Origin of the sequence: Streptosporangium sp. NPDC023963, from assembly GCF_040639135.1 — a bacterium.
Taxonomy (GTDB): domain Bacteria; phylum Actinomycetota; class Actinomycetes; order Streptosporangiales; family Streptosporangiaceae; genus Streptosporangium.
This window is the reverse complement of record NZ_JBEZZK010000003.1, coordinates 472,284-487,413: the sequence shown is the minus strand read 5'-3', so window position 1 is coordinate 487,413 and position 15,130 is coordinate 472,284. Positions and strand designations below refer to the sequence as shown.

The window sequence follows — 15,130 nt, the reverse complement described above, 5'->3', positions numbered from 1 at the left end:
GATCGGGGCCGAGTACGCGTTCGGCGTTTGTTAGTACCTGCTGGTACAGCTCAATGGCCTCGCCTATGCGACCTATAGATTCGTAGGCGCCAGCGAGGTTGTTGCGAAACATCAGGGAATCGGGGTGATCGGGGCCGAGTACGCGTTCGGCGTTTGTTAGTACCTGCTGGTACAGCTCAATGGCCTCGCCTATGCGACCTATAGATTCGTAGGCGCCAGCGAGACTACTATACGAGTTTAAGGTGTCGGGATGATCCGATCCAAGCACCCTTTCCCTACCTGATAGCACTTGCTCGTACAAGGCAATGGCTTCTGAAACATTACCCTGCTCGCTAAGTGCATAGGCAAGATTGTTTCGTGAAATCAGTGTATTCGGATGCTCTGCACCAAGTGTTCGCTCAGTATCTACAAGCACTTGTTCATATAAAGCGATGGCTGCCGAAATATTTCCCTGCTCGCTAAGCGCATAGGCGAGATTATTTCGCGATGTTAAAGTATCTGGGTGGTCGAAACCCAGTTGACGTTCCCTGCTAAGCAGTGTCTGCTCGTAAAGCGAGATTGCCTGCTCCAATTGCCCTGCTGCTTCATAAACGCCGCCCAGATTATTGCGAGTGGTGAGAGTAATTGGATGATCGGGGCCCATAATCCGAACTGCATCATCCAGTATGTCATCAAATAGAGCACGCGCCTTATTTAGCCGCCCCGCATTTTTGTAAGCGTTAGCTAGATTGCTGCGATAAGTGAGCAGATGAGAATTGTCAACATCTTGTTGTTGTGCCGCGGTAAGGTTTTGCTCGTAGAGCTTGATTGCTTCTGAAAGCCGACCGGTCGACTCATAGGCGGTGGCAAGGTTGTTGCGAATGGTTAGGATGCTTGGGTGGTCTTGGCCGAGTATCGGTTCGACGTCACGCAAGGAGCTGTGCAATAGATCGGCAAGTGGCCCGAGTTGGCCTAATTGATTGTATTTTTGAGAGATGGAGTCAAGGGCACGCATGAATTCTGATAGACGTGTAGGGTCCTGCTTGGCTATCTGTTGCAACTCATAAACGTTGGTAACGTCAAGCCTTTCGCTGCTACTCGTCATCACGGGCCTCCTTTCCCTCAATCTGTTGCCAATCGAAGCTTTTTATCCACTGGCTTGCAATCTTGGTGTCCGATATCTTGACCTGTGCTGACCTTAGTACATTGTCTTTTTGGACAGTAAAAGTCGCTTCGAACACAGATGTAGATACGGCAGGATTTTGATCCTTATCGGTGCGGGCTTCCAGTTGAGGGTGATTTTCCGATCGCGCCTTCTGAAAGAAGCCTGCGGAGAGCCCAGTTGTAAGAGTTAATCCGGCCACTATCGACCAAGCCGTTAAGCTCTCGACGTGCTCGGTTGCAATATTTACTGCAACGCCGGTAGCCGACGCGAGACCAGCGCTGATCAAGCCCGTCAGCCAGGGAGAACGTGTAGACCGTTCTGGCTCCATGGCTGATCCCTGGGGGTGAGGTGGCGGTCTGCGGTGTTCGCACCGATCTTAGTGTGTCCCCAGCTAGATGCTTACCGCTCCTCCTAAATATAGACATTTACCTCTTATCGGATTATTTTCGCAATTCAGACATCTGTGAACAGCGCGCATGGGTAATCTCTCAGAAGCTCGGCCACCTCGGTCTTCGTACACATGGATGCTTCATGCGTCTCCAGTCGCGGAGATGACGAGACCATGCACCATGCTGCGACCGTGACGATCGCTGACTTCGGTGCTCGAGACTCGGGCTGGGGCGATCGACGCCGTACCCCTCCTTCGTCGGGATACGGCACCGGGTGACCAAGCTGAGGTAGCAGCGGTATCCTCATGCCCCGACACACCTGAGCCGTCACCCTATGTGTGTGACTACGGTCTATGTCGGCCAGGCGGGAGGTTGCGCCGTCTGACTCGAATCCGTCTTATCGGGCTCTTCCGGACAGCAGTGCCATCCAAACTGTCCGAGCTTCACTGATTGGCCAGGTGGAGGTCTCGTAGACCTGGTGGCCGTCATCAAGCTGGACGGTTCGCCGAACAAACGCTCGACCGCCGCCCTCGCAGAGTTCGTAGACCGTGGCCCGGCACCAACAGGTCCAGGCCACCGAGCGTGCCCGTTCGAGCGTCGGGTACGGCTCTCGCCAGTCCAGACGGATGTGGTTTCGCTGCGGCATCACCACATGCGGGCTCAGGCACCCATCGAGCAGAATCACGACGTGCGCTCCGCGACGCCCTTGGATCAGTGGGAAGCCTTGCGAAGTTCTTCGTACCGCTGAGCGACGTAGTGGGCGACAGTGATCGGGTTGTCCACGCCGTAGACCCGGTACAAGCGGCGGCCGGTCTTCGCTGAGATCCTCCCTGTCCACCAGCGGTAGGCAAGCCCGTCCGTCCAGACCACGAGATTGGTCCACACGGAAAGTAGGGCGACGCCGTGGCCCTGATGGACGTCGGCCACGACGCCATAGTGTTCGAGGCCGATCCGCAGGCGCTCAGCAGCCAGGGCGGCCGGGCATCGTTGAGCCGGCTCTTTCCTGTCGCGGGTGCTCATGACTCCAGCCCCTCCTGGTGGCGGAGCTGCTGGGCGAGTTCGGCAACGTCGTCGGCGTCGATTGTCTGATAGAGGCCACGATTTACCTCTTCGCCCGTAAGGTGCCGACCGTTCCGGGTGGCCCATAAGCGACCCGCAGAACTACGCCAAATGCACCAACCGGGAAATGCCGCCTGGAGGTCTTGCAGAATTACGGGTGCTGACATGGAACAAGCGTCATTCCATGTGAATGACGAACCCACCGCGTTCCAGAGACGTCCAGGACGTTTCAAAGCTAGAGTCGAAAACGTCCCTGACGTCCTCACTCCCCGAGGTGCACCGTGGCCAACGTCGCCTTACGCCGCGCCATGCTCGATGCGAAGCTGAGCAACCAGAATCTGGCGGATCGCTGCGGGGTGGATGTTAAGACGGTGGAGCGGTGGTTACAGGATGAGGCACGGGTCCCGCATCTTCGGCACCAGTGGGCCGCCGCTGAGGCATTAGGAGTTGATACGTCCGTGTTGTGGCCAGAGGCTATCCGTAACACCGTCAAGACCGGCCCGGATCGCGAGGTCCTGACCGTCTACCCATACCGGTCGGCGTGCCCCAAGTCGATCTGGCGTCACCTGATCAGCTCAGCCCGCAACGAGATCGTCTTCGCCGGGTACACCAACTATTTCCTGTGGCTGGAGCACCCGAACCTCGCCAAGGTCCTCAAGCGCAAGGCCGAGCAGGGGTGCAAGATCCGGTTCCTGATTGGGGACCCGGACAGCGAGGTCACCCGCCGCCGGGAGGAGGTGGAGAACGTCCCGTTGACGGTCTCCACCCGCATCCGGATCACCCTCTCGGAGATCGAGGAGGTTCGGAACGTGCCCGGCATCGAGGCGAGGTTCGGGGACGAGCACATCGCCATGAGCGTCTTCCGCTTCGACTCCGAGATGCTGGTGACGCCGCACCTGGCCAAGCTCGTCGGTCACGACTCGCCGATGATGCATCTACGCCGCTACCAGGACGACGGGCTGTTCGACCGGTTCGGCTACCACGCCTCCGAGCTGTGGAGCAACGGGCGGGACGTCTGGGCGGAGGAGCCGCGCAAGCCGGCGGAGAGCGCCAGTTCTGGGTGACCAACTGGGTGACAACGACTCCGGACGGGGGCGGACAACGGTGGACGACCGTGGACAGTACGCCCAGGTCAGGGCCGGTATCGTCCTGGTCGTGCCCCCGTTCGGATCGCCTTACAAGCGAGATGTCACTGGTTCGAACCCAGTAGTGCCCACCACAAGCCCCTGACCTGCTGAAACAGGTCAAGGGCTCTTCTTTTACCCGCTACGCGCATCGCAGCGTCGATTGGACAGGTGTCGTCTTTATACGTGAGATGTCCCCGTTGGGCAGCTGTCTCGAAGGGGCTCGGCTAATCTCAGGCGACCTTGACGGAGTGTGGGCCGACACTGATCGTCACCTCGACGTGTCCGCCCAGCGCGGCCGCGTAGGCTCGGAGAGTTTCCAGCTCCATGGCGTCGAGGTCGCCGTTTTCGATCTGAGAGACCCGTGACTGGGAGATGCCGAGCGCGGCAGCGACCTCGGTCTGGGTTTTGCCCAGCGACTTACGCAGCTCTTTCAGGTGATACCCCGCCACGTACGCATCCAGTTCGGCTTCGGCGGCAGCCTGTCGCTCGGGAGTGGCCAGCTCGGGGTGGAGCCGGTGGGCCTCAGCCTTGACCTCCTGCCAGCGGCGCGCAGGGCTCATCGCCTGTCCTCCTTGGTCTGCTCGGCCTTCTTCTCCGCGCGGTACTCCATGTAGCGAGACTTGGCCAGCGGGATCGCTTCTTCATACCAGCGCGACCACTTACCTGCCTTGTCTCCGGCCACGAGGAAGACCGCTTCTCTGTCGGGATCGAAGATGAAGATGATTCTAATCTCTGACCGCCCTCGCGAGCCTGGACGGAGCTCCTTCAGGTTGTTCAGGTCGTCGTCCTCCAGCGTGTCTACCAAGGGGCGTCCGAGGGCGGGGCCGACCTCGGCGAGCCGGTCGATCGCCTTCTCGACGAGGGCCGCCGAGCCCGGATCGCTCTCACAGAGTTTGAGGAACCAGGACTCCACGGGTTCCAGTAGGACGATCTCCCATGCCATCTTCAGAATATAATCCCTGGCTCATATCCAGGACGGGGCTTCGGCCAGACTGGAGAGCCTCGTTCGCAAGGTCGACTGGTCCGCTTGCATTACGGACGCGGAGGGAATTCGCCGACGATGCGCCTGAGCAGCCACCAAGACGACGGGCTGTTCGACCGGTTCGGCTATCACGCCTCCGAGCTGTAGGAGCAACGGCCGGGACGTCTGGGCGGAGGAGCCACGCAAGCCTGCGGAGAGCGCCAGTTCTGGGTGACCAACTGGGTGACAACGACCCCGGACGGGGGCGGACGACGGTGGACGGTCGTGGAACGTACGCCCAGGTCAGGGGCAATATTCGCCCTGGTCGCGCCCTCGCTCGGATCGCCTTACAAGCGAGATGTCACTGGTTCGAACCCAGTAGTGCCCACCAGCCAGAACGCCCCGTATCCGATCATGGAAACGGGGCTTTGTGCCATTAACATGCCATTAGCTCATCCGGGCGAGCACTCCCGATGATCTGTCGTCGTCATCCGGGCGGACTTCCGAGATCTTGCCGTTCACCGCGTCGGCGATCTTCTGATCAGCTTCCGCCGTACCGTGTTGGTAGATCAGCGCCGCGCGTACGGAGTCGTGTCCCATCCGCTCCATGAGATCTTCGAGGCTTGCGCCCGAGCCGGCCACGACGATGTTCCCGGTGTACCGGAGATCGTGAAAGTGCGGGTTCGGGTAGTCGATCTTTTACCTGGTCTCCGCCCACTTATCTGCCCTGCGGAAGTCGCTCCGTCGCACCCGGCTGCCCCGAGCCCTGGTAAAGATCAGCGCGTCGTCTTCCGGCCCGGGGAAATCGGCGAGATGATCTCGCAGCGCGGGAATGATCGCCGTAGGGATGGCGACCGTATGCGTACCGGCCGGTGACTTGGGCGAACCGACGATCAGCTCTCCCGAGGCCGGCTCGGCCTGCTGTTGCCGAACGCTGACCATGCCGGCGACGAGGTCAAGGCGACGGCTCCGCCCGTCGCACCCGCGCGGCCCATCTATGCACCAGACACCTCGCACCCCTACGATCGCTCGCCATGAAGAAGCGTGACATACTGCTCTGCTTCATCGGGCTTGGCTTACTCGCCCTGGTTGTTGCCGCGTTCACGGCGGGAGGCACTTCGGGCGTCACCTTCGCTCTCATCGGGCTTGCCTTCATGTTGGCGTCAGGGGTTATGGCGCTGGTGGAACGAAACGATCAGAACCATACGCCTCCGGCGGGAACTCGGCTCCGGGATGATCGGGAGAGCGGTACCAGCCGTCCGTAGGCCGATGGCTGAGGAGAGCCTGATCTTCCCGCCCGCCACGTCTAGGCAGAGCCCAGCAGGCCAAGGCCCCGGGCCCTAGGGTCGTTCTTCCAGTTGGGAGCTCCGCCCTTGACTCCCGGAGCCTTGGCCCGCTGCCTTACAGGTGAGGTTCCTCCGTAGCCCGGACAGACGAGACCTGCGAGACACGTCATACACGCCGTGGAGCTTGGGGAGGCAATCTCAGAGCCGATCGTGACGATGTCAATACACTGAGTCGCCGAAACTCCTCTTGGATCAACATAATAAATTTATTATGCTTGAGTGAACTGGCAGATAGTGATCGTTCCAGAGGTCCGTGACTGGCTTCATGAGCTACGGAAGGTGGATCGGCGGACACTCCTGCTGATCGCTGCGGCCTTGGATCGGGTCTCCGAGGAAGGCCCCGGTTTGGGGCGGCCCTTGGTGGACACGCTTCAAGGGTCGACCATCCGCAATCTCAAGGAGCTGAGGTCCGGATCCAGCGGGCGAAGCGAAGCGCGGCCGCTCTTCGTTTTCGACCCGTGGCGTCAAGCTGTGTTCCTGGTCGCCGGAGACAAGTCTGGCGACTGGAGTGGTTGGTATGACGTGGCGATCAAAGCAGCAGAGGCGCGTTTTGCCCGGTACCTCAAGGAGAGGGAGCAATGAGCGATCAGGCGGTGACATGGGAGGAACTACGTGCCGAGCTTGTCCAGCCCGGCGATGAGCGGGAGGTCGCTCAACTCCGCGATGGGCTCATAGCTCGCCAGCGCGCTCACCAGCTCTCTGAAGCCAGACGCAAACTCGGTCTACGGCAGGAGGATGTCGCTCAGGCGATGGGCGTGTCACAGGCCCGTGTCTCACAGATCGAGAGCGGAGTGATCAGCGAAGTGGCCACTTTGGCTGCTTACGTAACGGCACTCGGCGGTCAGCTCAAGATCGTTGCCGACTTCGGCGATTCGGCCCTGGTGCTCGATATACCTCGCGGTCGTCGTACGGGGTGATTGCGCCCATGCCGGACACATGCCGGTGTTCTTTCCTCCCGCACCGGCCTTCGTTTTGCCGCCGCGTAGTCTGGCCGTGTTTCGTACCTGAGTGACCAACCGGGTGACAGCGACCCTGGACGGGGGCGGACACCGGTGGACGGCCGTGGACCGTACGCCCAGGTCAGGGCCACTATTGGCTCTGGTCGTGCCCCCGCTCGGATCGCCCTACAAGGGTAAGATGCGCCCATGAATCCCCCCGGCGCTTCCCGTCATCCATGGGCTGATCGTCTCCGTGCCGCCTATGCGGGGCCGTACATGTCTCCAGATGAGCTGGATTGGCTGGGAATGTTTCCTGCCGACGAAGCCGAGATTCGTCGGCAGGAGCAGCGTCTGGGCCGGCTTCTGCCCCCCAGTTATCGAGAGTTTCTCCTGGTGAGCAACGGCTGGGACCAACAGTCCTTCACCAGCCTTCACCTGCTGCCGATAGCCGATGTCGGCTGGACTCGCGACGTCGCCCCGCATCTCGCACACCGGTGGGGCGCTCCCCTGGACGCCCCGGCGCCGGAGTTGCCCATCGGGTATTCCTTCGACTACGACGCGCCGCAAGACCCGAACGACTTCGAACTCGTAGACCATGTTCCTCACACCCTGCAGATCTCTGAGGATGTCGAGGGTCACGTCTACCTGCTCAATCCGCACGTCATCACCGACGGTGGCGAGTGGGAGGCATGGTATCTCGATACGCTGTTCGAATCCGGGGGTGTTCGTCTCCGGTCGTTCTGGCATTTGATGGAGCGCGCGTTCCAGGGCGAACTGCACTGACCTTTTCATCTTCAGGTGGATCGGTGGTTTTGAAATACGGCGATGGCCTTGATCGGGTATCCGGCCTTGCCTGGCCCCGCACCGTGGTTTCGGAGGATGCACCGGCTCACCGAGTCTGCGGAGCTTGGCGTGGGATCGGTTGGCCCGCTCCTGGGCCGGGCTTGTTCTTCTCCCTGCAACGGGTGATTACCATCTCGGCTACCGCCGTCCTGTGCTGATAGATCATCGGGGTGTCACGGGCGACCACTGCAGGTGAGGGAGGGAGGCGACGGCGTACCGCCGGCCAGGAAGCCGAAGGTGGCCGTGCCGGACGCCGGGATCGAGCCGTTGTAAGAGGCGTTCGTCACCGTTACAGCGGGGCCGTCGGCGGCCAGCGTGCCGTTCCATACCTGGCTGACCGTCTGGCCGTTGCCCGGCGTCCATCTGACGGTCCATCCGCTGACAGCCGAGCCGCCTGCCGTCACCGTGACCTCGCCCTGATAGCCGCCCGGCCACGAGTTCGTGGTGCGGTAGCTCGCGGTGCAGGCGCCCGTAGACGGGGAGGGCGACGGGGTGACCGAAGGTGAGGGTGACGGGGTGACCGAAGGCGAGGGGGAGGGCGACGGGTCGCCTGGCGGTACGTATGGGCACTTGCTGCGGTACATCGAGATGCCGGTGGAGTCCATCAGCGGGCACAGGAACTGGGTGTACCGGGTGTCGTTGTCAACGAAGATCTTCAGCCACGGGATCAGCGTCCGCATCTCGGTCGTGTTCGCCCTCGTCGCGAACAGGTGGTCCACGCCGGTTATCTCCACCCAGGCGCTCTGTGCCGTGGCCGGGAGAGTGCTGTACAACCCGTTGAGGTAGGACGGCGTGACCACCGTGTCCCTCTGTCCGGAGATGAACATCATGGGCACCCGGTTATCGGCCAGGCTCAGGTTCCCTGTGGGCGAGCCGGGTGCGAGCCCGACCGCGGCCTTCAGCGAGGGCCGCCGGAGCGCCGCGGTGAGGGCGCCGGCACCACCCGCGGAGTGGCCGACCACCGACAACCGGCTGGGGTCGACGCGGTCGCGTACCGGACTCCGCTGAGTGAGATAGTCCAGGGCGGCGAGCAGCTGGGTCGCTCGGGCGTCGGCGCCGTCGGTGCGGCTGTTGGTCTCGATTCCGATGACGACGAAACCGAAGGACGCGAGCCAGGGGCCCATCCAGGCCTCCTCGTCGGCGAACAGGGCGGAGTAGCCGGGCACGATCGCGACCGCGCCGAAAGTCCCCTGGCCGGTGTCCGTCGGATAATAGATCACCCCACCGCCGAGGCCGTTCCCGCGCGGCACGCTGATCTGCGCGGTGGCGAAGCTCCCCCTGGTGGCGGCCACACTGGCCAAGGTAGGGTCGGGACCTCGCTGATAGGGATTGTCGGCGGCCGATGCCGGCCGAGTCACGACGGTCACCGCGAGCAGCCCGAGGACGACGACCGCCGCGGCCATCGCACGCTTCACCCACCCGCCCTGCGGCCCGGGCTCTGATCGGACCCTCCAGCAGGCGGCACGAGGCGCCGGAGTCTTACTCACACGTCGTCGCACTGTGGTGTTCCTTCTCTTCGGGTGAGCCCCTCATCGGGATCAGCACGTGACGGTCATCGCCGAGTGGTCTTCGGTGCGGAGGCTCCGCACCGCACCGCTCGCCTCCTCGTCCCGGCACCGGAACGCGTACCACGAGGGCGTCGTGATCGGCGGCCCCTGCGTCACCAGCCCGCAGTGGAAACCGCTCCGGGGCTTAGTGTGGAAACATCTCCGAAACGTGTCAAGATCCGTGTAAAACTTTCGGGACTCGCTCTGTGCATATACGCGTCCTGTGGTGTGTCGACGCGGAACGTCGACGATAAAAGCACCTGGAACTTTCATCGCGATCTTGGAGTCGGTCGGGTGCGGAACGCCGCCCGCCGAAGGCGCGCAACGGAACCGGCGGCGGAGTGGTTCCACCTCACGGGCACCTACTGACAAAGAAATCTGGGCGTCACGAGTTGTCCAGGGCGCTTATCCGCGCTGTTTGACCAGGTGACAGCCTGGAGGCATGAGGTACTCAGACAGAAGCAACCCTTGCAGTACCGGCCCGACCTGCTGAATGGCTTCATCGCCGAGACCGGAATCATGATCCCCGGCTCGCCATAACCCCCAGCTTTCTTGCTCAGTACTGGTGTACTCCGGGTAGGACGATCGTGTTGCTCACGGTTTTCCGCAAGACCAAGCAGCACGATCAACGGCAGATCGACAGGGCGGTCCGGGCACAGAAGATTTGTGAACGTGACCACCACGGGCCGGTGGCCGAGATCTATGAGAGGAAGGTGTGATGGCTGGTTGTCACACCCGCTGGGTGCGACCTGAACCTCAGACCGAGGATCCCGAACGGATCATGATCCGTGAGGCGTTGGCTTTTGGTAAGGCGCTGTATGACCGGCGTGGTGCGCTTGGGCTGACCGTGACGGAGTTGGCTGAGCGTGCGGGCATGACCGTGGATGAGATCTAGTGCATCGAGGAAGGCGGGACCGCGCCGACGATCGCCTTACTGCGGCATCTGGCTGCGGCACTGAACGCTGACGTCCGTCTCACCTCCGGTCATGATCTGGGCTCAGTCTGGTTCGAGCCACACGCGGCTTGATCGACGGACACCGATGGCAGGACGCGCCAAAAGGCACGAGCTCCGGGTGACCAACTGGGTGACGACGACCCCGGACGGGGGCGGACGACGGTGGACGGTCGTGGACCGTACGCCCAGGTCAGCGCCGGTATCGCCCCCGCTCGGATCGCCTTGCAAGCGAGATGTCACCGGTTCGAACCCAGTGGTGCCCACCAGCCAAAACGCCCCGTAGCCGATCTTCGGAATGGGGCGTGAAGCGACTGAGGGGTCGCGCAGATAGACCCAGGCTGCCCTGGCAGGACGTCTTCCATCGCCTCGGTCGGCTGCTACGGGCGCCGCGCCATCGTCGCGATCCAGGCTACGGCAGGGTCGGTCTCCCGGGCGCGCTAGATCTAGTGGCCCGGAGGAAGCGGGCTAGCGGCCCGGAGGAAGCGGGCGCCCCACTCCTGGATGTGCGCGGCGAACTCCGGCGGCCCCAGCACCTCGAACTCGGCGCCCACGTTGCCCAGCGCCTGGGCCGGCCAATCGAGGGAGGTCGAGGTCATGGTGAGTCGGCAGGTGTCGTGGCCGAGCGGTTCGATGGTGCCCCACTGACCGACCGTCTGCCGTACCCGGGTCGCAGGGGCGTGGACGAGCGCCTCGACCTGGTACGGGGCCGGGGCTCCGCTCGCCGCCTGGACGAAGGCCGCGGCGTCCTCGGCCGGGAGCGGACGCGGCCGGAAGCGCGTGCCGGTCGCGGCCGGCTCGATCACCCTGTCGAGGCGGAAGCTGCGCCAGTCGTGCCGGGTCAGGTCGTAGGCGACCAGATACCAGCGCCCGCTGAGGACGACCACGCGGTGCGGCTCGACCTCGCGATTGGTGGTCGCGGAGCCCCTGGCGGTGTAACCGAAGCACAGCCGCTCCTGGTCCCGGCAAGCCTGGGCGACCGCGGTGAGCACCCCCGCCGCGACGACCGGTCCGGACGCGGCGACGGAGAAGGTCATCGCTCGCAGGGCGTCCACCCTGGCCCGCAGCCGGGGCGGCAGGACCCGGACCACCTTGGTGAGCGCGCGCAGCGACGCCTCCTGCATCCCGGCGATCCCGCTCTGTGCCGCGTCGCCGATGCCCACCGCGAGGGCCACCGCCTCCTCGTCGTCCAGCAGCAGCGGCGGCAGGACGGCGCCGGGTGCGAGCTGGTAGCCGCCGTCCGTACCCCGCGCCGCGCTGACCGGGTAGCCGAGCTCCCGCAGCCGGTCAACGTCGCGGCGCAGCGTCCGTTCGGACACCCCGAGCCTGTCGGCCAATTCCATACCGGGCCAGTGGCGGTGGGTCTGCAGCAGCGAGAGCAGTCTGAGGGTCCGTGAGCTGGTGTTCGCCATATCGCCATCCTTCCTCGGCTTCCGGTCAAAAAGTGACCGGAAGCCTCTTTAGAGTCGATTGCGAAGGCTGTACCGAGATAAGGACCAAGAAATGATCACTCGTGAGATCCGGCTGGCCGCGCAGATCGCCGGCGCACCGGCACTCGACAACTTCACCGTCGCCACGACCGAGGTGGACGGCGAGGTTCTGGTGCGGACCGACCAGGTGGGGCTCGCCGCGACCTACCTGGAGTTGATGCGCGCCGACTGCACCATCCCGGTACCGGCCTGGCAGCCGGGCCGGCGGGTGGGCGTGGCCGCCATCGGCACCGTCATCCGGTCCGACAGCCCCGAGCTCGCGGTTGGCGACCTGGTTCAGTCGATGACCGGCTGGAGCGAGTACTCGGCGGGCCCAGCCGCCCAGTACATCAAGCTTGATCCCATCGCCGACCCCGGCTACCACCTCGGTCAGGGGCCGACCGCCTACTACGGGATGGCCGATGTGGCGGCCGTCGGCGAGGGCGACGTGGTGTTCGTCTCCGGCGCGGCGGGCGGGGTCGGCTCGCTGGCCGGGCAGATCGCCAAGTGCCTGGGCGCGGCGCGGGTGATCGGCAGCGCCGGCAGCCCGGCCAAGGTCGACTATCTGGTGAACGAGCTCGGCTACGATGCCGCGTTCGACTATCACGACGGCTCGGCGGCCGACCGGCTTCGAGAGCTCGCGCCCGAGGGCATCTCGGTGTTCTTCGACGTCGTGGGCGGCGAGCAGTATCAGGCCGCGCTGCAGGCGGCCAGGCCCGGCGCCCGCTTCGCGCTGTGCGGCTCGCTGTCCAGCCAGCTCGGCGACGCGGCGGAGCGTTTTCCCAAGCCCGATCACGCCGCGGCCCGGGCCCGGGGCATCGAGCTGCTGCCGTTCTCCTGCCACCACACCCCCGACCAGGTCGCCGCCTGGCGGGAGCACTTCGGCACCTGGCTGGGCGAGGGCCGCTTCGTCTACCCGCAGACGGTCGTCAAGGGCGGGATCGAGGACGTGCCGCAGGCGTTCTTGTCCCTGCTCCAGGGGTCCTACCGGGGCAACGTCTCGGTGCGGCTGTCGTGACGACCCTCTCGGTCAGGGCCCTGAACCGGGCCCTGCTGGATCGCCAGTTCCTGCTGGCCCGCACCGATCACACCCCGCTGGAGGTGATCGGGCGCCTGGTCGCGCTGCTGCAGGATCGGAAGGTGGTCCGCTCCGGACTGCTCCGCAGCACCCAGCACCTGGCCGCGGCCGACGACTTCCGCCGGCTGCGGCCGCTGCTGCAGCCCGTGCTCGACCGCACCGCCCGCTCGGCGTACTTCGCCCGCAACAGCGCGGGCCTGGACACCGCCTCGCTGGTCTCCACCGGGCTCGAGCTGCTGGCGGGCGGGACGACACCGCGAAAGGAGCTGGCCCGGCGGCTGGCCGAACGCCACCCGGGCCGCGACGGGCGCGTCCTCGCCGGAGAGGTCGAGCTCAGAGTTCCCCTCGTCCACAGCCCGGCCACCGGCGCGTGGGGCTCCTGGGGCACCCGGTCGGCCGTCTCCGTCACGCCCGCCGAGACCTGGCTCGGCCGGCCCATGGCCCCGGTGGCCGCCAAGGACCTGATCCGCCGCTATCTGGCGGCGTTCGGCCCGGCCGGGACCATGGACGTACAGGCCTGGTCCGGGCTGACCCGCCTCGGTGAGATCGTCTCCGGCATGCGCGCCGAACTGCGCCACTACCGCGGCCCCGACGGCAGGGAACTGATCGACCTGGCCGACGCGGAACTACCCGATCCCGACACGCCCGCGCCCGTGCGGCTGCTGCCCGCCTTCGACAACGTCCTGCTCGGCCACGCCGACCGGACCCGCGTCATCAGCCACGAGGACCGCGAGCGTGTGATGCCCGGCCATGCACAGGTACGGCCCACCTTCCTCGTGGACGGCCACGTGCACGGAAGCTGGTCCCTCCAAGGCGGCACCCTGCGCCTGGCTCCGTTCCGCCCGCTGTCCGCGATCGACCGGGCGGCCCTGGAGCAGGAGGCGGAGCGCCTGCTGCCGTTCGTGGGGGGCGAGAACGTGTCCTGCGGCGGCCCGATCGCGATCAGATCGTCCTGAGCATCCACCCCGACGTCGACCGCTGGACCCAAGCCAGGCAAGGTAGGCGCGGGCCGGCGTCATCGCAATCGCCCGAAGGAGTTCCCAAACTCCACGTTGGCGGTCTCGCGGCCAACGCCGGGCAGCGTGACCAGCTCCTCCGGCGTCGGGTACTTCGCGAATAACGAAGGCATCAGCGCGGATAGGTGGGGACCTACGGGCGTCGCCTCGGGCGGTTGTCCCGGCGGCGGGTTGTCCAGGATCGTCGGATGAATCGCCCCGGGTTCGGGGTACATCATCAGCGCCCGGTCGCGATGCGAGCCCAGTTGGGCGAACAGATCGTTGGAGCGCTCGTCCGGGATGCTGCGCGGCACCCTCTGCACGATCCTGGGCCGATACAGCCCCGTGTGTTCCTTCAATCCGTCGGAAACCTCGCCACCCGCCCATTCAACGATCTTCCAGACCATCGAATCCACCTGGAGCCAGCCGGCTGCATGGGCGACTCCGGCGGGGTTCCTTCTCCGGACCGGCCGTGATCCCTGCCTCAAGATCTTCGCATCGAGGGGTGGTGGGGATCCTGTGACGTTGTCGACACGCTCTTCAAGCGGCATGAACGACCACTCCTTCACCGGCCTGCTGCGAATATCCGGTGGCGGGCCCGGCCGCCGGTGGTGAAGATCGTGGCATGCGCGTCTTCCTGGAGACCGACCGCCTCGTGCTGCGCCCGTTCACCGAGGCCGATGCCGACCACCTGCTCGCACTGGACAGCGACCCCGACGTCATGCGCTTCATCAACGGCGGCCGGCCCACGAGCCGCGAGGCGATCCAGGCACAGACCCTGCCCAAGTTCCTCCGCGCCTACCCGTGCTTCGGGACCCGGGGCCATTGGGCCGCGGAGGAGAAGACCACCGGGACCTTCCTGGGCTGGTTCGAATTCCGTCCCCTGGACGACCACAGCCCCGCCGTGGTGGAACTCGGTTACCGGCTGAACAAGGCGGCCTGGGGCAGAGGCTATGCCACCGAGGGGTCACGGGCCCTGATCCGCAAGGGATTCACGGACCTCGGGGTGAGCCGGGTGACCGCGAACACCATGACGGTCAACACGCGATCCCGGCGTGTGATGGAGAAGGCGGGCCTGTCGTTCGTCCGGAACTTCACCGGCGACTGGCCTGACGCGATCGAAGGCTCCGAGCATGGCGAAGTCGAGTACGAAATCACCCGAACCGAGTGGGAACAACGTAAGAGAAGTCAGTCGTTCAGCTGGAAGTCCAGAGGTTCCGCTCCGAACAGGCGGCCCGCCCTCGGCCGATCCACAACTCCTGACAACTGCTCCGCCGGTCCA

At 64.6% G+C, this 15,130-nt stretch carries 16 protein-coding genes, 1 tRNA gene and 1 pseudogene; 9 read left to right on the top strand and 9 right to left on the bottom strand.

What is annotated here, in order from left to right:
• From AB0F88_RS13410 to AB0F88_RS13400, 3 genes are all read right to left on the bottom strand, one after another.
• On the bottom strand, positions 1-1,084 hold a 1,084-nt coding region (locus AB0F88_RS13410), incomplete at its 3' end, for a tetratricopeptide repeat protein (protein ID WP_362681870.1).
• Complete coding sequence (locus AB0F88_RS13405; RefSeq protein WP_362681867.1) at positions 1,074-1,472, bottom strand: hypothetical protein; 399 nt, start codon at positions 1,470-1,472, stop codon at positions 1,074-1,076. The genes AB0F88_RS13410 and AB0F88_RS13405, both read right to left, overlap by 11 nt.
• A 772-nt stretch (positions 1,473-2,244) precedes the next feature.
• Complete coding sequence (locus AB0F88_RS13400) at positions 2,245-2,553, bottom strand: hypothetical protein (protein WP_362681864.1); 309 nt, start codon at positions 2,551-2,553, stop codon at positions 2,245-2,247.
• Positions 2,554-3,050: 497 nt separating this feature from the next.
• On the opposite strand from AB0F88_RS13400, the gene AB0F88_RS13395 reads away from it, so the two are divergent.
• Positions 3,051-3,656 (top strand): hypothetical protein, encoded by a 606-nt coding sequence (locus AB0F88_RS13395; RefSeq protein WP_362681861.1) that lies wholly within the window; start codon positions 3,051-3,053, stop codon positions 3,654-3,656.
• Positions 3,657-3,949: 293 nt separating this feature from the next.
• On the opposite strand, the gene AB0F88_RS13390 is transcribed toward AB0F88_RS13395, so the two are convergent.
• Positions 3,950-4,279, bottom strand: a complete 330-nt coding sequence (locus tag AB0F88_RS13390) for a helix-turn-helix domain-containing protein (RefSeq protein WP_362681858.1) — start codon at positions 4,277-4,279, stop codon at positions 3,950-3,952.
• Positions 4,276-4,662, bottom strand: a complete 387-nt coding sequence (locus AB0F88_RS13385; RefSeq protein ID WP_362681855.1) for a type II toxin-antitoxin system RelE/ParE family toxin — start codon at positions 4,660-4,662, stop codon at positions 4,276-4,278. Before AB0F88_RS13385 ends, AB0F88_RS13390 begins: the two co-directional genes overlap by 4 nt.
• A gap of 325 nt (positions 4,663-4,987) precedes the next feature.
• On the opposite strand from AB0F88_RS13385, the gene AB0F88_RS13380 reads away from it, so the two are divergent.
• Positions 4,988-5,071 (top strand) — tRNA-Val (locus tag AB0F88_RS13380).
• A gap of 56 nt (positions 5,072-5,127) precedes the next feature.
• Here AB0F88_RS13380 and AB0F88_RS13375 read toward each other — a convergent pair.
• Complete coding sequence (locus AB0F88_RS13375) at positions 5,128-5,322, bottom strand: hypothetical protein (protein WP_362681852.1); 195 nt, start codon at positions 5,320-5,322, stop codon at positions 5,128-5,130.
• 392 nt (positions 5,323-5,714) lie between these two features.
• Here AB0F88_RS13375 and AB0F88_RS13370 point away from each other — a divergent pair, with 392 nt between their 5' ends.
• The 4 genes from AB0F88_RS13370 (at position 5,715) to AB0F88_RS13355 (ending at position 7,747) form a co-directional block, all read left to right on the top strand.
• Positions 5,715-5,945 (top strand): hypothetical protein, encoded by a 231-nt coding sequence (locus AB0F88_RS13370; RefSeq protein ID WP_362681849.1) that lies wholly within the window; start codon positions 5,715-5,717, stop codon positions 5,943-5,945.
• Between the two features lie 300 nt (positions 5,946-6,245).
• Complete coding sequence (locus AB0F88_RS13365; RefSeq protein WP_362681846.1) at positions 6,246-6,608, top strand: type II toxin-antitoxin system RelE/ParE family toxin; 363 nt, start codon at positions 6,246-6,248, stop codon at positions 6,606-6,608.
• Positions 6,605-6,943: a helix-turn-helix transcriptional regulator gene (locus tag AB0F88_RS13360; RefSeq protein ID WP_362681843.1), complete on the top strand. Its 339-nt coding sequence runs from the start codon at positions 6,605-6,607 to the stop codon at positions 6,941-6,943. Before AB0F88_RS13365 ends, AB0F88_RS13360 begins: the two co-directional genes overlap by 4 nt.
• Positions 6,944-7,171: 228 nt before the next feature.
• Positions 7,172-7,747, top strand: a complete 576-nt coding sequence (locus AB0F88_RS13355; protein WP_362681840.1) for an SMI1/KNR4 family protein — start codon at positions 7,172-7,174, stop codon at positions 7,745-7,747.
• 233 nt (positions 7,748-7,980) lie between these two features.
• Here AB0F88_RS13355 and AB0F88_RS13350 read toward each other — a convergent pair whose 3' ends face one another.
• Positions 7,981-9,222 (bottom strand): cellulose binding domain-containing protein, encoded by a 1,242-nt coding sequence (locus AB0F88_RS13350; RefSeq protein ID WP_362681837.1) that lies wholly within the window; start codon positions 9,220-9,222, stop codon positions 7,981-7,983.
• A 1,530-nt stretch (positions 9,223-10,752) separates the two neighbouring features.
• Entirely contained in the window at positions 10,753-11,718 is a 966-nt protein-coding gene (locus AB0F88_RS13345) for a YafY family protein (RefSeq protein ID WP_362681834.1), read from the bottom strand.
• 91 nt (positions 11,719-11,809) lie between these two features.
• Between AB0F88_RS13345 and AB0F88_RS13340 the strand changes: the two genes are divergently transcribed.
• Positions 11,810-12,793: an NADP-dependent oxidoreductase gene (locus AB0F88_RS13340; protein WP_362681831.1), complete on the top strand. Its 984-nt coding sequence runs from the start codon at positions 11,810-11,812 to the stop codon at positions 12,791-12,793.
• On the top strand, positions 12,790-13,809 hold the full coding sequence (locus AB0F88_RS13335) for a winged helix DNA-binding domain-containing protein (RefSeq protein WP_362681828.1): 1,020 nt from the start codon (positions 12,790-12,792) through the stop codon (positions 13,807-13,809). The genes AB0F88_RS13340 and AB0F88_RS13335 overlap by 4 nt, the downstream gene beginning before the upstream one ends.
• Before the next feature lie 59 nt (positions 13,810-13,868).
• Here AB0F88_RS13335 and AB0F88_RS13330 read toward each other — a convergent pair whose 3' ends face one another.
• Positions 13,869-14,255, bottom strand: a complete 387-nt coding sequence (locus AB0F88_RS13330; protein WP_362681825.1) for a hypothetical protein — start codon at positions 14,253-14,255, stop codon at positions 13,869-13,871.
• A 218-nt stretch (positions 14,256-14,473) separates the two neighbouring features.
• Between AB0F88_RS13330 and AB0F88_RS13325 the strand changes: the two are divergent.
• Positions 14,474-14,914 (top strand): annotated as a pseudogene (locus AB0F88_RS13325) (GNAT family N-acetyltransferase); the annotation flags it as partial.
• Positions 14,915-15,130: the final 216 nt, after the last annotated feature.